We start from the raw sequence: 15,467 nt of genomic DNA, 5'->3' as shown, positions 1-15,467 counted from the left end.
TGGGCCGGTATGCGATGAAAGCGGAACGTTCATCAGGCGAAAATTCCCGGGTCGGCGGCCGCTACGCCAGGTATGTTCTTGTGGTGCTTTTTCTGGTTTACGTGTGCAATTTCGTCGACCGGCTGATCATTTCAATCCTCGCCGAAGACCTGAAAGCCCAGTTGGGGGTATCGGACCGCCAGCTCGGCTTCATCGCCGGAACGGCATTTGCTGTTTTTTATGCGCTTTTCGGTCTGCCGCTTGGCCGCCTGGCGGACATCTGGGTCCGCAAGCGGCTGATCGCGATCGGATTGTTTGTGTGGAGTGGTCTGACCATGCTGTCAGGAACGGCTGCCAGCTTTCTGCAACTGGCCGTTTACCGTTGTGGTATTGGCATTGGAGAAGCGAGTGCGTCGCCGGCCGCCTTTTCAATGCTGTCGGATTACTTTGCGCAACGTAGCCGCGCCACGGTCCTGGCTATCTATTCTAGTGGTGCTTATGTGGGTATGGGGCTTGGGATTCTGGCTGGTGGCTGGATTCTGGATACGTGGAAGCAGGCCTATCCCGATGTCACGCTCGCACCGTTTGGACTGAGCGCCTGGCAGGCCGCATTTCTGATCGTCGGTGCCCCGGGTCTGTTGCTGGGCTTGTTGGTTTCGACCCTGAAAGAACCGGTTCGCGGTCAGACCGAGAATATTCTCACCGAGGATCACCCCCAGCCGGTTCGCGAAACGCTGAAAGAACTGATGGCCATCGTGCCTCCGTTTTCCATCGTGAATCTCATCCGCAGGCACGCTGGCTGGCACATGCTGGCCTGGAATGCCGGTGTTGCCCTGTTCATTGTGGGAATGATTGTCGCACTGAGTCATGCTACGGACAGTCCGGGTCAGTGGATTGTTTTCGGTTTTGGTCTGTATGCCACGTTTTCCTGGGTGCAGAATCTCTCGATCAGAGACGCGCCAGCATATGCCATGATGTTCCGCTGCCGGGGATTCATGTACACGATCTTCGGTTTCTGTTCCATCAACTTCGTGACCTACGGGCTGGCTGTCTGGATTCCATCCTTCTTCATTCGTGTGCATGGCATGGACGTAGGGGAAGTCGGCACGATCGTCGGGCTTTCTGTTGTCATCGCGGGCGGGATCAGCATCAACGTAGGGGGAATACTCGCGGACCGGTGGAAGGCACGCACACCGAACGGGCGCCTGTACCTGGGCCTCATCACGATCCTGCTCACGGTACCCGCAGCGTTGACCTTGTTCACCACCACCCATGTGAAGTTGGCGCTGGTGATGAATTTCATGGTTGCCGGCCTGACGGCGATGTGGGTAGGGCCCGCAACCAGCACGATCATGGACCTGGTTCTGCCGCGGATGCGTGCGGTAACGGCGGCATTCTACTTCCTGCTCAATGTGTTTCTCGGCCTCGCCATCGGCCCGTTTATGATCGGCCTGCTCTCCGACGTACTGGCCGGACAGGGGTACACACAAGCCGAGTCGCTGCGAATGTCCATGACGGCATCGGTGTTCACGTTGATTATTCCTCTGGTGCTCATCTATCGCGCGCTCAGCCATCTCGCACGGGATGAGGCAAGCCGCCTTTCGCGGGCTCGGCTGGCGGGCGAACCCGATGTCTGATCGCATTCAGGTTCCCGGCCAGAGATCGACGGAATGCGCGCCGGGTATCCTGAGATGATGCTGAAACGTGAGTTCAGTCGAGGTCGAACGACTGCTTGAAATAGCGTTCCATGTGAATGAGAAGTCTTTGTGCCACCAGTGGCAACTTGCGGCCTGCTCGTGAAATCAGGCTGATCCGGGAACTTCCCAGTACCGATGATTCGATGGGGACGGCTATCAACTTTCCGCTTCGAAGCTCGTTTTCCAGTAGTGCGTCATTGAGTATGGTCACGCCGTGCCCACTGCGTGCAAACCAAGCCAGTAACGCGAATGACTCGGATTCGAGCGCGCAATCCAGGAATACTTCCTGCTCCCGTTCCGCCTGTTGAACAATCCGGCGAAGCTGGAATGACTCTGGGGGCAGGGCCAGCGGTTCTTGCGAGAGGTCATCGAGCGTCACCGATTTGCGCTGGGCGAAGGAATGAGCAGGACTGACGATGGCCTGCAAGGGCTGGGGCAGTGACAGCCGTATGGAAATCCTGGGCTCCGTCGTTACGTGGAAAATGGCGCCGAAGTGCGATTCGTCTTCCAGCACTGAACTGATGATCTGGCTCGCTCCGCCAACACGAAAAGTCACTTTCAGGTTGGGGTTCTCATCGAGAAAGTGATCCAGCATGGCCTGGAAACTCTCGTTGATCATCGCGTCTCCCAACGAGACGACCACCTGCCCTGACTTCACCGATTTCAGGTCTTCGATGTTGGAAAGGTAGGTCTCTTCGGCTGTTCGGATTTCGCGAAAATAGTCCACCGATAACCTGCCCGCCTCGGTCAACTGAATCTTGCGGCGGGATCGCTCGATCAATTCGATACCCAAAGTATCTTCGAGGCGGGCAATCTGCCGGCTGATCGTGGAGGGCTCAACTTCAAGCTTTTCACTGGCGGCGCGCATCGTTCCCAGGCGGGACGACTCATACAGGTAGCGAAGCTGATTTCTTCTCGACACGAGCGACGACTCCAGGGGAAGCATGGCCACAAAGGCATTCAAACAGGGTTCGTGTCTTGTGACTTGAAACCACATCCGGGCGTCAGCAAGGCAATAAACCCAGATCAATTGTGCCACTGAGACCCTGTTCGGGCGAGTCCGGAGTGAATTCATTGATGCAGACCTGGTGGTTCACAGCGTGGATCGCCGTCATGTTCCTGCTTCAGAAATCAGGTTTTTCGAGGATTCGAATAAACATTTCAATCAGGAGCAAATGATGCATTCCGGGGAAGTGTCATCATGAATTAAAGGTCATTTGATGAATCAATCGTAATCCGGCAGGAATGAAACCACTCTCTGGAATCGAAATGACCTCACTCACAAGGATGTTGTCGCCAGGACAACAAAGTGGGCCGCGGGGCGACATTGTGTGCAGGGGCCAACCGGCTAGCCTAATGAATACTGGCAGTCAGTTGACGCATGACCGGTCAACCGGGTCCAGGTATTTACAACTTACCAAGGGCACAACATCATGCGAAATTCTGTAGTTCAACTTTGCTGCCTGACTCTGGGTTGCTTCTCGAGCAGTCTGCTGGCGATCAATGAAAATTCGGGTGCGTCACTTATCGAAGAAGTCCTGGTCACGGCCACCAAGCGCGGCGGGCAGTTGATCCAGGACATCCCGATCACGATTCAGGCCATTTCCGGAGAACGACTGACGGAGGCCGGCGCATTGGACTTCAATGACTACTACCGGCAGATTCCGGGAGTGAGCGTCAACGACCAGGGTCCGGGTGACAAGCGGTATGTTATTCGCGGTATCAATTCCACCGGTTCGGGTACGGTGGGTTTGTATTTCGACGAAATCATCGTAACCGGTGAGAACCTCAACACGGAAGGGGGTCGACAGCCGGACATCAAATTGTTCGATATGGACCGAATCGAAGTTCTCAAGGGTCCGCAGGGTACGACGTTCGGGTCCAGTTCGCTGTCGGGGACCATCCGCTGGATACCCAACTATCCGGATCTGACCGGCTTCTCGGCCGATGCGGGGGCAACGTTCAGTTCCACCAACCACGCCAGCGGGCTCAGCTGGACCGTGGACGGCATGGTCAATATTCCGTTGGTGGCCGACCGCCTGGCGCTTCGCATAGCGGCCACCAAGGTCGATGAAGAGGGCTACATTGACAACCGCTTCAGAGACGGGGCCAACAATGACGACACGGAAGCGGTTCGCGCCATTTTGGCGCTGCAGGCCACCGATGATCTGATGATCTCTTTTCTTGCGATGCACCAGGATTCACTGACCCGGGGACGCAACGGTTACATGGAACAGCAGATTGACCTGCCTGCCAGCCCGAGCCTCAACGGCGGACCAGTTTCGGACTGGTTCAATACCGACCTGTCCGATGGACGTTTTGATGACAGTTTCGACCTGTTCAACCTCAAGGCGGAATACCAGGCGAGTTTTGGCACGTTCACCGCGACCAGCTCAATATTCGATCGCGAAACCGAGTTCGACCGGGACGCATCAGCCGAGATCGAGATCATCACGGGGTTCACGTTCCCGGCCGACGGCACGGGGCAGTCATTTATCATCCAGCCTCAGGATCGTGAATTGTTCTCCAACGAAATCCGTTTCGCCTCCGACTGGGATGGACCGCTGCAGGTGCTGTTCGGCGGCTTCATGCAGGAAGAAGATCGGGATTTCAGAAGTGCAGTCATCACGGTGGATTCCGAATCCGGCCAAATCACGCCGAATTCACTGACGTTGCTGGACAGGCTGGTATCCACGGAGGTCGACGAGGTGGCCGTTTTTGGCGAGCTCACCTGGCAGGCGAGCGATCGACTGACCCTCACCGGCGGATTTCGCTGGTTTGATTTCGACCTCACCGAGAACGCGACGGCGGTGACAGGCTTCCCGGGCCGGCCCGGCAGCGGCCCCGGACCTGAGCTTACCTCGAGCGAGAGCGACACGATCTTCAAGTTCAATCTTGGGTATGACTTTACCGACCAGATCCTGGGTTACGTTCTGTTCTCACAGGGCTTTCGTGCGGGTGGCACCAATGACCAGACTGCCGCGTCGATCGCCGGTGTCACGATACCGGCCGGGTTTGGTTCGGATTCCGTGGACAACTACGAGTTCGGCATCAAGAGCACATTGCTGGATGGGCGGCTGATCGCCAACGCGGCGCTCTACTACATGGACTGGACCGATATCCAGGTTCGTCAGCAGGCCGAAGCGCCAAGTGGGCTGCGTTTTACCTATCGCGGAAACGGTGGTGCGGCTGAAGTGCGTGGCCTCGAAGTCGAGTTGCAAGCCTATCCGACCGACGCACTCCAACTGGGCTTCACCTACGGTTACACGGATGCAGAGCTGACACAGAATCTGCCGGTTCAGTCCGACGGATTGGACGGCGACAAACTCGAATACGTACCGAAACACACGTTCAGCGTGAATGGCCGCTTTGAGCGGCCGCTCGGCAGCAATGGTGGCTTGACGGGTTTTGTCAGCGGCGACCTGTCGTGGGTAGACGATCAGGCCAATCGGCTGCGGCCCACGAGCATCCAGTACCGGGAAATCGGCGCATATTCGCTGGCCAACCTCCGGTTCGGAGTGGAAGGTGAAAGCTGGTCGGCGATCGTCGGCGTCAACAACCTGTTTGACGAAGACGAAACCACGGCTTACATCTTCAACGGTGGCAGTCAGCCTCCAGTGGGTTTCGTTCCACCAGCCATGGTGCGCCCGTGGCCCCGTACCTTTTACCTGAGCCTGCGCAAGTCATTCTGAAGCAGTGCGTCGCGGCGCCTGTCAGCAAGCAGGCGCCGGCTTCGCTTGACTCATTCCGATTGACCATGCATTCGTCTTTCGCACGGTTGCCGCTCAAGGATTGCAGGGCGCGACATCGAACGTGAAGAACGGCGAGAACGGCTCGACGAGCCCCGTTGCCGCGTGTTCCGCCCGGTAGCGCCACTTCCAGCCGGTACGGTGCGTATCCGGAACCGCGGCGGCTTTTTCGTAGTGGAAATCGCTCTGCGAGACACGGTAGCTTCGGGGTCTGATGTCGTCATGGCGCCACAGTTCCACGGTGTAGCCCGTGGCGGCAGGCACGTCCGGCCAGTCGAACTGCCAGGCGGCTGTTCCATCACAGAAATTGTCGAGCACGGATTTGTTGGGCGGCGAGGCTGTCAGCCATTCCTCCGCGCGCTGCAACTGGCTTCGTTCGCATCCCGGTATGTTGTCCGGCACCAGACGCTGGATGGGAACGACGCCTTGCCGATCCAGGGACGGAATGTCGTAGTTGAGTTCACCGGTTCTGCAGTCGTCGAAGCGGACTTCGACGGTGCCGTAGACGTCTTCGACCGGCGCCGGGCTGGCGGAATTGAACACGCCACCCGAGGTGCGGTACAGCGTCAGGTTCGCCCGCTTGCCCTCGAGTTTGCCGACTGCCGTCAACCAGCGCAGCCCGGGCGCACCCAGTTGGTGGGGCGTGTCTTCCGGTGCGGCCTCGGTATCGTAGGTGAACCACGACATGAACACGGAGCCGAGTTCAGGGAACACGTTGAAAGAGAAGCCCTGTCCGCCGGTGGCGGGGTTGAACCAGGCATCGTTGAGCGCGGCATCGACCATCAGGTCGCCGCCGCTGTCCGCGGGGATTTCCGCTGCGGTCGACGAAGCCTCATCGGCTGAGGAATCCGCAACGCCGTAATGGGCCTGGCAGGTTTCCAGGTTGTCCGTTGCGACCCGGGTGATGGGTATCGTTCCCTGCCGGTTCACTTCGGGAAGATCGAAGTCAATCCAACCGGTATTGCAATCGGCGAAGGTCACGGTCATCGAACCGTACAGGCTTTCCGTCGGCGCCGGCGGCGACTGATCGAAGACGCCTCCTTCGTTCAGGTAGATATTCAACTCCGCAACGCCACGTTCGAATGCGCCGAGAGCGACCAGCCAGCGATGTCCCGGATCCCCCAGTTCGTAAGGGACATCGTCCGCCGGTCGCTCGGTGTCGAATGTGAACCAGGAGACGAACATTTGATCTTCAACGGGCAGGACGTTGATGAAGAATCCCTGTCCGCCCGTCTCCGGGTTGTACCAGGCGTCGTTCAGATACGGCGTGATATCGATGGGGCGGTCGTTGGATTCGACCGTCAGGGCTCCGGCCAGTGTGCAGTTGTTGCCGGTTTCCACCTCGAGCGGATCCGGATTCACGCAGGCCGTCAGCCAGTAAGTGCCTGGCTGGACGTCGGTCGCGAATGCCATGGATTCCCCGCTGGTGACCCCGGGTTGCAGCGCCAGGACATCGGCCTGGCCCAGAATCCGGTGACTGGCCGGCAGGTCCGGGCTGTCGGAGAGTATGAACTGCAACGTGGATTCTCCGGAGGTCTCTTTCCCCTGATTCAAAACTTCGGCCTCGACCGTCACGACCTGGCCCGGCCGTGCTCTGGTCGTATCCAGGTCCGCCGACTCAACCCGCAGGTCCGGGCCGGCCACGTCATCGCAACCGAAGTCGAGGTCATACGAGCCGGCCTCGTCCGGGGTATAGGCCGAGAGCCAGACCCGGTGAGAGCCGGATTGCTGCAGCACGTGCTCGATTCGCGAGTGAGACGGACCCTGAAAATCGTCGTTTTCAGCGACAATGGAACCATCAGGGGCTTCCAGATACAGGTATCCGTCCACCCCGGTCCACTCGGCAACCAGGGAAACGCCATCCCCGGCGCTGCCGGTGAACGAATAAACATCCGCGGCATGGCCGGCGCCGGCCGGTCCCTGGTCGCAGTTTCCCGGCCCCAGTGCGCCGGGCCGGTGCTGTCCGCAGCTCATGGTGCTGCTGGTACAGGACGAGTCGGCCGACACGGTCAGCCGCGTTCCGGCCGGATCCGAAGCCGAACAATTATTGGCGACCAGGGTTTCCCCGTTCGCGGCATCGGCGCAGATTCCGACCCAGTAATGTCCCGCCACCGAGGGTGCGACGGCCGAGACTTCGGTGCCCAGGCTGGCGCCTGCATCGATGGGGCCGAGGTCGACGCTGGCGACAATCGTGTCATCGACGGAAATCGCTGCGTCCGGGGAAACCACGAAGTGAACCCGACCGGCCGGAGCAGCGCTGCCGCCGGCATTCCTGATCTGGGCGGACAGGGTGATTCCGTCCTTCACGCCCACGTTTTCGCTCGCCGCGGAAACGGGCGAAGCCACGAGGTCCGGTTCGGATGCCGCACCACAGATCAATTCGACCTCGAAGCCGCCGGCTGCGCCGCGCTCGAGGCCGCCGACCCACAGGCGGTGCGTGCCGCCCTCGGCGACCGCGTACTCGATCCTCGACCGCAGTGGGCTTTCCGCGTCATCGTTTGCGGCGACCACCGTACCGTCGGGGTTTTCGAGTACGAGGTAGCCGTCGAAGCCGCTCCATTGGGCATCCCAGACCAGTGATTCGCCGGCTTCGGCCTGCACTTCCAGCACTTCGCCGGGAAAGCCCGGGCCGCGGGGGCTCAGGGCGCAATCCTGATTGCTGAGATTGCCCGACACGGCGGATCCGCAGGTAACGGCATGGCTCACGCAGGCTGGTTGCGGCCGGATGACGATCTGGCGCGCGGTGGAGCAGTTGTTGGATGTGGCCGCTTCATCCGCCACCGCATCAGCGCAAACGCCCAGCCAGTAGGTGCCGGGAGTGATCGGCGCGATCAGCGAGCGGTCCAGAATGGCGGACGTTGCGGACAGCATGTTCGGCGCGCCTTCGGTTCCGATTTCGGGATCGGACGATTGGATGCGTGAGTCCGGGGACAGGCGGTAGCGCAGCGTGGTGGAATCCGAAGCCCGGGTGCCCGCATTATGGAGCCGGGTGCTGACCTCGAAAGCCTGCCCGGGACTCAGGATGGTCGCGCCAACGTCGGGGGTGTCCACCTGCAGATCGGGTCCGCCTGGAGGAGTGCATTCGAGCGTGAGGTCGAAGGCTCCGCTGGCGCCGGGCTCGTAGGACGTCGCCCAGACGGAGTAGACGCCACCCTGATCCAGGGTGTGCTCGATGCGGGAATCCGTTGACCCGAGGTAGTTGTCGTTTTCGCCCACGATGTTTCCGGAAGGGTCTTCCAGCAGGAGGTAGCCGTCGAAGGCCCAGTCGCCGTTCAGCCAGACGGTCTCGCCGGCTTCTCCGGAGAAGGTGAACCGCTCGGTGGCGAATTCCGGGCCCAGCGGGCCTGCCGTGCAGGATCCCGCGTCCAGGGCGCCGGAGAGCGTCTGGCCGCAGGCGAGTACGCTGCTACTGCAGGCGGCGCTCGCATCCACGGTGATCCGGGTGCCGGACGAACAGTTGTTGCTGGCGTCGACATCTTCTTCGGTGATGCAGGCGCCGACCCAGTAGGTGCCCGGTTCGACGTCGAGGACGCCCTGCCAGACACCCTCGAATTCCGATGCGCAGCAATGAGAACTGGAACCCAATGTGAAATCGGATTCGGAGATATCGTCATCCTCGGACAGGAGGTACACCACATCGACCTGTCCCGCGCCGATCAGAGTGAAGTTGCCGTTCTTCTCCCCGAGCGCGAAAATCGACAATTCATCGTTGCTGGCCAGCTCGGTCGGGCTCACAATCACTGAAGACATGCTCCAGTCGCCTTCGGGATCCTTTTCACTGCTCTTCAGTGAGATTTCGTACCCACCGGTTGCGCCTTCCTCTTTGGTGGTCAACCAGATCCGGTAAGTCCCGGTTTGCAGCAACGGCCCTTCGATGTGCGAATCAGTCTCACCGGAGAAATTGTCGTTGCGGGCTTCGATACTGCCGTCGGGAGCCTCCAGGTACACGAAACCATCGACCCCGGACCATTCGACGTGGACGGGTAGCGTTTCGCCCCGGGACCCTTCGTAGGTGTAGATATCCGTCAGGTACCGGCTGCCCCTGAGGCTGTCGTCGCAATCCGATTCCGAAAGCGTGCCGGTCAGCGGCGTCTCCGCGGTGATCGGCATCGACGAACACTCGTTTTCGTTGATGGGGCCGTCAAAGTCGCTGATGTTGACCCGAATCGTTTCCAGTCGGGTTTTCGTGCCGTCCAGGTCCACCTTGGAAAAATACAGGGTGGCGTTTTCATTGAGTTCGTCCAGGTCATCCTCATGCAGGTGCAGGGTCGTAAAATTATCGGTGCGACGGCTTCCGGAGGGGCCGACACCGCACCACAGCACGCTCAGGTCACCTTTGGGAACCCCCTTGTATGCCAGGTGCATGTCGCGGCTCGTCGCGGACAGCCCGAACTGGGCCGAACCATCGACCCGGTCCAGCGCGAAGCGCGCGACGAACGTTGCGTCGATGCCAATGTTCAAGCAGCGTTCGAGCGAGGCTTCATCGGCTTCAGACCAGTCCTCACGGAGAAGCGTGATCTCGAATTCGATGACGGTGCCTTCGGGTCCCTGCACGGCTACGGGTTGAATGCTCATGGCGAAAACCGATGAGGTGAAGCCCATCGCGAGCACGGAGAGTACGACCAGTGGGTACCGTATGGAGGCGGCAAATTTTGCTGAGAACATGAAAGCCTGTCTGAATTCAGTGTGCGGGTAAGGAGATTGAAAACCGGAATGAACAAGGTCCCGGTTTTAATAAAATAGCGGGGAGAATAGCACAATTGGGGAGGGCGGGCGCGTGTCCCAAAGCTGCCATTCGGGTGCAGGAATTCTCCGGTTTTTAGCGGGTTAGCGCCAAAAGGGTCAGCGGGCGATTGGCAGCTTTGTTAGGCTTGCCGGATGGCTGACCAACTTTTCGAGGAATGGCGGGTTTACGAGAAGCTCCTGATCCATGATTACATGGATCACCGGGCGTTTTTCGGGCGCCTGGCCGGCGAAATTGACAACCGTTTCGACCGGCCCGTGCGCATTCTGGACCTCGGGTGTGGCGATCTCAAGCCGATTCGTCCCTTGCTGGCCGAGGCCAGGCCGGACCAATACGTGGGCATCGACGAGTCGGAAGTCGCCCTGGCAATCGCGCGCGATCGCCTGGATGAGGATGAGACGGCCGGGCGTTTGATTCGCGGTGATCTTCGCAAGGTGCTGACGGAACTCGACGGCCCCTTCGACGTCATCGTGGCCAGTTTTTCCCTGCACCACCTGGCTGATCCGCTGGAAAAGCAGGCGGTGTACGCCGATTGTGCTTCCTTGCTGGCCGCGGACGGCTTTCTGGCCGTGATCGACGTGTTCTGTGAACCGGAGGAATCCAGGGACGCTTACCTGGACCGCTGGATTCGCCATGCCGACGCCCGCTATGCACAGCTCGAGCCGGCTGAGAAACAGTTTCTGTTCGAGCATGTTCGAGCGCGTGATTACCCGGTGTCCGTGGTGCAGTGCCGGGCTCTGGGTGAAGCGGCCGGCTTGCCGGGTTTTGCGGTTCTGCTGGAGGATGCGCCGCGGCTCAATCGGCTGGTAACCCTGTCCCGGGCTGATTCCTGAACACACGCCTTTATATCATCTGGCCGCCCGCTCGGGATCATCCCCTGCACCCAGTGGATTGAATCCTTACTGGCCGGCATCCTATGCTAGCGTTTCGGTCGAAGCGAACCCCAGTCACGGTCCGGAGGCGTCATCATCGTTCCACGGCGGCAGGCACAGGGCTCAAGTTTCCCGCGCACACTGATCTTGTGTTCGGCGCTGGTGCTCGTGGGCGTCGCCGCCCTCATGCTGATATTCAGCACCGAACCGGTTGCCCGGCGCGAAGCCGCGGTCCGCGAAACGGCGATGCTGGTGGAAGTAACAGCACCCCGTTCGGGAACTTTTCGCCCGACCATCGTCGTCATGGGAACGGTTATTCCGGCGCGTGAAATCATCCTGGCACCGCGGGTCGACGGTACGGTCGCCGCTCTCGGCTCTTCCCTCGTTCCCGGTGGCGCGGTTGGCCAGGGCGAGGTCTTGCTGCGCATCGACGATGCGGATTACCGGATCGCCCTGAGTCAACGGGAATCCGATCTCGAGCAGGCCATCGCGGACCTGGAAATCGAGCAAGGCCGCCAGGTGCTGGCCGAGCGCGACTACCAGGAGCTGAACAAACCATTACCGGACAATAAACGCGCGCTCGTTCTGCGGGAGCCGCATTTGCGCAGCGCCCGTGCGCGCATCGAATCCGCACAGGCGGCGGTGGATCGGGCCCGGCTCGATCTGGAGCGAACCGCGATCAGGTCGCCTTTCGAAGCACAGGTGATTTCGCGCTCGGTCAATGTCGGCTCGCAGGTGGAGGCGGGCGATCCCCTGGCACGTCTGGTGGCCGTGGACTCGTACTGGGTGGAAGTGACGATCCCGCCCGAAAAACTTCACTGGATCGAGTTTCCCCAGCTTGATCCCGGCAGCGGATCCCCGGTCACGGTCAGGGATCGGGCGGTGGGGTCCGAAGAGCGTAGGCGTCAGGGCAGCCTGTTTCGTTTGATCGGCCAGTTGGAAGGTCATACCCGACTGGCCCGCGCATTGGCAGTGGTGGACGATCCTCTGGCGCTCCGGCCGGAAAATGCGGGTGCGCCCCGGTTGATGCTGGGGACCTTCGTGGAGGTGCGCATCGAGGGCCGGGAGATCCGCGGGGCACTGCAGATTCCGCGCGATACACTGCGTGTCGGCAATACCGTCTGGCTGATGCGCGAGGGCCGGCTGGTGGTGCAGCCTGTCGAAGTCCTCTTCAGTGATGCCGACCACGCCTACGTCAGCGGGGAGATTACCGCGGACGACCGGGTCGTGACGAGCTCTCTGGCAACCGTTGAGGAAGGCGTTCGGCTGCGCACGGCAGATTCGGATCAGCCGTGAGCGGCAGCCCGCGGGTAACCGGCACCAGAAGCGGCGCCATTGCCTGGATGGCGTGCAATCCCATTGCGGCCAATCTGTTGATGGTCATCCTTCTCGGTGGTGGAGTCTGGACTGCACTGAGCATGCAGAAAGAGGTCGATCCGCAGTTCGAACTGGACATCGTCGAGGTCCGGGTCAGTTACCCGGGGGCTGCGCCCACCGAAGTGGAACAGGGGATTTTGCTGCCGATCGAAGAAGCGGCCCGCGGGGTCCAGGGCATCAAGGAAACCACTTCGACCGCCCAAGAGGGGTCCGGCCAGGTGCTGTTCGAACTGGTCAGCGGCGTCGATCGCATCAAGTCGTACCAGGACATTGATCAGGCAGTGGCGCAGATTCGGACCTTCCCGGAAGGCGCCGAGGAACCGGAGGTGAGTCTGCGGTCGCGCCAGCGCGACGTGATGCAGATCGGTCTGTATGGCAGCGTCGATACGTGGTCACTGCGCCAGCTCGCTGAACGCACACGCGAACAACTTCTGAACCAGCCCGCGATTACACAGGTGGAAATCAGCAACGTGCCGGATTATGTGACGCACGTTGAAATTCCCCACGAGCGGCTCCGTGCCTACGGACTGACACTGGGCGAAGTCGCGGACATCATCGAGCAGTCCAGCCGCGACATTCCCGCCGGATCCATCGACACCAGCGGCGGGCAGATCATGCTGCGCGTGGATGAACGTAAGCTGTGGGCGAAGCAGATCGAATCGGTCGTGGTGATTTCATCCGACAGTGGCACGCCCGTGACACTGGGTGATATCGCCACGGTCACGGACGGGTTCGAGGAAGTCGGCTTTCACTCACGCTTCAATCGCCAGCCTTCCGTGGAAATCGAGATCTTTCGCATCGGCGAGCAGTCACCGCTAGAGGTGGCGGCGGCGGTCGAGGAAGTTCTCGGCGAACTCCGGCAAAGCCTGCCACCGGGAGTCGAGGTGCGGGTGGACAGCGATCGCGCCAACGACTTCCGTGAGCGGCTGACCCTGCTGCTGGAAAACGGCGTCTTGGCGGTGATCATCATCGTCCTGATCCTGAGCGTGTTCCTGGAGTATCGGCTGGCCTTCTGGATCATGATGGGTATGACGATCGCTTTCGTCGGTTCCATCACGGTGCTGCCGATGCTGGACGTGAGCATCAACATGATTTCGATGTTCGGCTTCCTGGTCGCCCTGGGCATCGTGGTGGACGATGCCATCGTGGTTGGCGAGAACGTCTATGAATACCGGGAGCGGGGCATGGAAGGTCTAGCTGCCGCCATTCGCGGTGCGCAGGATATCGCCTGGCCGGTTACCTTCAGCATCCTGACGAACATTGCCGCATTCACTCCCGTGTTGTTCCTGCCGGGTTTGACCGGCAACTACTGGTGGCCGTTGCCCGCGGTGGTCATCACGGTACTCGTGTTCTCGCTGTTCGAGGCGCTGTTCATACTGCCCGCCCACGTGGGCCATGTACACCACCGGGCCACTTCGAAGCTGGGTGACCGGATGCACGGCTGGCAGCGTTCGATCGCCCGCTCCACCAGCCACTGGATCAATACCCGCTACGAGCCCTTTCTCGGGCTCTGCCTCAGGCACCGTTACGTATCCCTGACCGCCTCCCTGGTCGTGCTCATCGTCACAGCGGGTTATGCGTGGAGCGACCACATGGGAATGATCATGATGCCCGAGCTGGCCGCGGACGAAATCGAAGCGGGCGTTCAGCTGCCGGCGGGAACGACGCGGGACCAGGGGGCGGCGGTCGCCAACGCGGTGACCGAGGCCACCCACCTCATGTTCGAGCGTCACGATCTGTTTCGGGTCGCCGAAGGCATCAAAACCAATGTGCGCGGACAGAATTTCATCGACGTGGAAATTGTCATGAAACCTCCATCGGAGCGGGACATGAGCACGGCGGAAGTCATCCGGCTGTGGCGTGACGAAATCGGCGACATCGAGGGAGTCGACCAGATTACCTTCGAGGCCGAGCGTGGTCCCGGCGGTTGGCAGGACGATATCAGCGTGGATTTGAGCCATGCCGATATCGAGGTCCTCTCGCGGGCCAGCGCCGAATTCTCCCGCAGACTTGAGGAATTCAGCGATACCGTGGATGTCAACGACAGCTACCAGGCGGGCAAGGCCGAGTTCAATTTCACCCTTTTGCCGGAAGGGCGGGCGCTGGGTTTGACCCCCCAGGACGTCGGACGGCAGGTGTATGCCGCGTTCTACGGTGCACTCGCCCTGCGTTACCTGCGAGGGACCAACGAGGTGGAAGTACGGGTCAAACTGCCGGAATCCGAACGCAAGGATCTGCGCTATCTGGATGATTTCGTCGTTCGCACGCCGCAGGGAACCGAGGTGCCGTTGATGAATGTGGTCAGCCTCACTGCGGGGGAGTCATTCAAGTCCATCGACCGTCGTGACGGGCGCCGGGTGGTAACGGTGAGCACCGACGTGGAACCCAAAAGCGCGGCCAACAGGGTGTTGCGCGTCATTCGGGGTGAAACGCTTCCCGGCCTGCGCGAGGAGTACCCGGGGCTGACCTGGACCTTCGAGGGCAGCCAGGCGGAGATGCGTGAATCGACCTCCCGTCTGTGGGGTGGTTTCGCGATGGCCATGATGGTGATCTATGCCTTGCTGGCCATTGCATTCGGCAGCTATGTCCAGCCGCTCATTGTCATGATGGCCATTCCCTTCGGAATCGTCGGCGGTGTGATCGGTCACATTCTTCTCGGCTACGACCTGTCGCTGGTCAGCCTGATGGGAGTGGTCGCCGTGTCCGGCGTCGTCGTGAACGGCGCGCTCATCATGGTCCATTATGCCAATCGCAAACGCGGCGAACTGTCGGCCCTGGACGCCATTCACCAGGCCGGGGTACGGCGATTCCGGCCCATACTGCTGACCACGCTGACCACGTTCGGTGGCCTGACCCCGATCATCCTGGAGACATCGGAACAGGCCATCCACCTGATTCCAATGGCGATATCGCTGGGTTTCGGGATTGTATTCGCGACATCCATCACACTGGTGGTGGTGCCGTGCCTGTATCTGCTGCTGGAGGATCTGCGCGGGTTGGCCGGGTAGCCCGAACGGGGCCGCCGTGACGCCGACCCGACCGGGATGGC

General features: G+C 60.6%; 7 protein-coding genes. 5 read left to right on the top strand and 2 right to left on the bottom strand.

Going from position 1 to position 15,467, the window contains the following annotated elements:
* Nucleotides 1-14 precede the first annotated feature (14 nt).
* Nucleotides 15-1,616 (top strand): spinster family MFS transporter, encoded by a 1,602-nt coding sequence (locus tag V3330_RS16610; RefSeq protein WP_354696574.1) that lies wholly within the window; start codon nt 15-17, stop codon nt 1,614-1,616.
* Between the two features lie 73 nt (nt 1,617-1,689).
* On the opposite strand, the gene V3330_RS16605 is transcribed toward V3330_RS16610, so the two are convergent.
* The gene (locus V3330_RS16605; RefSeq protein ID WP_354696573.1) at nt 1,690-2,751 is read right to left on the bottom strand and encodes a LysR family transcriptional regulator; all 1,062 of its coding nucleotides are present in this window, start codon (nt 2,749-2,751) and stop codon (nt 1,690-1,692) included.
* Nucleotides 2,752-3,109: 358 nt separating this feature from the next.
* Here V3330_RS16605 and V3330_RS16600 point away from each other — a divergent pair, with 358 nt between their 5' ends.
* Nucleotides 3,110-5,368, top strand: coding sequence for a TonB-dependent receptor (locus tag V3330_RS16600; RefSeq protein ID WP_354696572.1), 2,259 nt, complete (start codon nt 3,110-3,112; stop codon nt 5,366-5,368).
* A gap of 93 nt (nt 5,369-5,461) precedes the next feature.
* On the opposite strand, the gene V3330_RS16595 is transcribed toward V3330_RS16600, so the two are convergent.
* Nucleotides 5,462-10,000, bottom strand: a complete 4,539-nt coding sequence (locus tag V3330_RS16595) for a CARDB domain-containing protein (protein WP_354696571.1) — start codon at nt 9,998-10,000, stop codon at nt 5,462-5,464.
* 303 nt (nt 10,001-10,303) lie between these two features.
* On the opposite strand from V3330_RS16595, the gene V3330_RS16590 reads away from it, so the two are divergent.
* The 3 genes from V3330_RS16590 to V3330_RS16580 all read left to right on the top strand — a co-directional run bounded on the left by V3330_RS16590 (nt 10,304) and on the right by V3330_RS16580 (nt 15,426).
* Nucleotides 10,304-11,002, top strand: coding sequence for a class I SAM-dependent methyltransferase (locus V3330_RS16590; RefSeq protein WP_354696570.1), 699 nt, complete (start codon nt 10,304-10,306; stop codon nt 11,000-11,002).
* A gap of 186 nt (nt 11,003-11,188) precedes the next feature.
* Nucleotides 11,189-12,337: an efflux RND transporter periplasmic adaptor subunit gene (locus tag V3330_RS16585; RefSeq protein WP_354696569.1), complete on the top strand. Its 1,149-nt coding sequence runs from the start codon at nt 11,189-11,191 to the stop codon at nt 12,335-12,337.
* Nucleotides 12,334-15,426: an efflux RND transporter permease subunit gene (locus V3330_RS16580; protein ID WP_354696568.1), complete on the top strand. Its 3,093-nt coding sequence runs from the start codon at nt 12,334-12,336 to the stop codon at nt 15,424-15,426. Before V3330_RS16585 ends, V3330_RS16580 begins: the two co-directional genes overlap by 4 nt.
* Nucleotides 15,427-15,467: the final 41 nt, after the last annotated feature.

It is taken from the genome of Elongatibacter sediminis, assembly GCF_037892215.1.
Lineage (GTDB): Bacteria > Pseudomonadota > Gammaproteobacteria > Xanthomonadales > SZUA-36 > Elongatibacter > Elongatibacter sediminis.
The sequence above is the reverse complement of the archived record's forward strand: the minus strand, read 5'-3'. Positions and strand labels throughout refer to the sequence as shown.

Coding starts and splice junctions, on each gene's coding strand:
- V3330_RS16610 (WP_354696574.1), top strand. CDS start 15: ATGAAAGCGGAACGTTCATCAGGCGAAAATTCCCGGGTCGGCGGCCGC.
- V3330_RS16605 (WP_354696573.1), bottom strand. CDS start 2,751: ATGAATTCACTCCGGACTCGCCCGAACAGGGTCTCAGTGGCACAATTG.
- V3330_RS16600 (WP_354696572.1), top strand. CDS start 3,110: ATGCGAAATTCTGTAGTTCAACTTTGCTGCCTGACTCTGGGTTGCTTC.
- V3330_RS16595 (WP_354696571.1), bottom strand. CDS start 10,000: ATGAGCATTCAACCCGTAGCCGTGCAGGGACCCGAAGGCACCGTCATC.
- V3330_RS16590 (WP_354696570.1), top strand. CDS start 10,304: ATGGCTGACCAACTTTTCGAGGAATGGCGGGTTTACGAGAAGCTCCTG.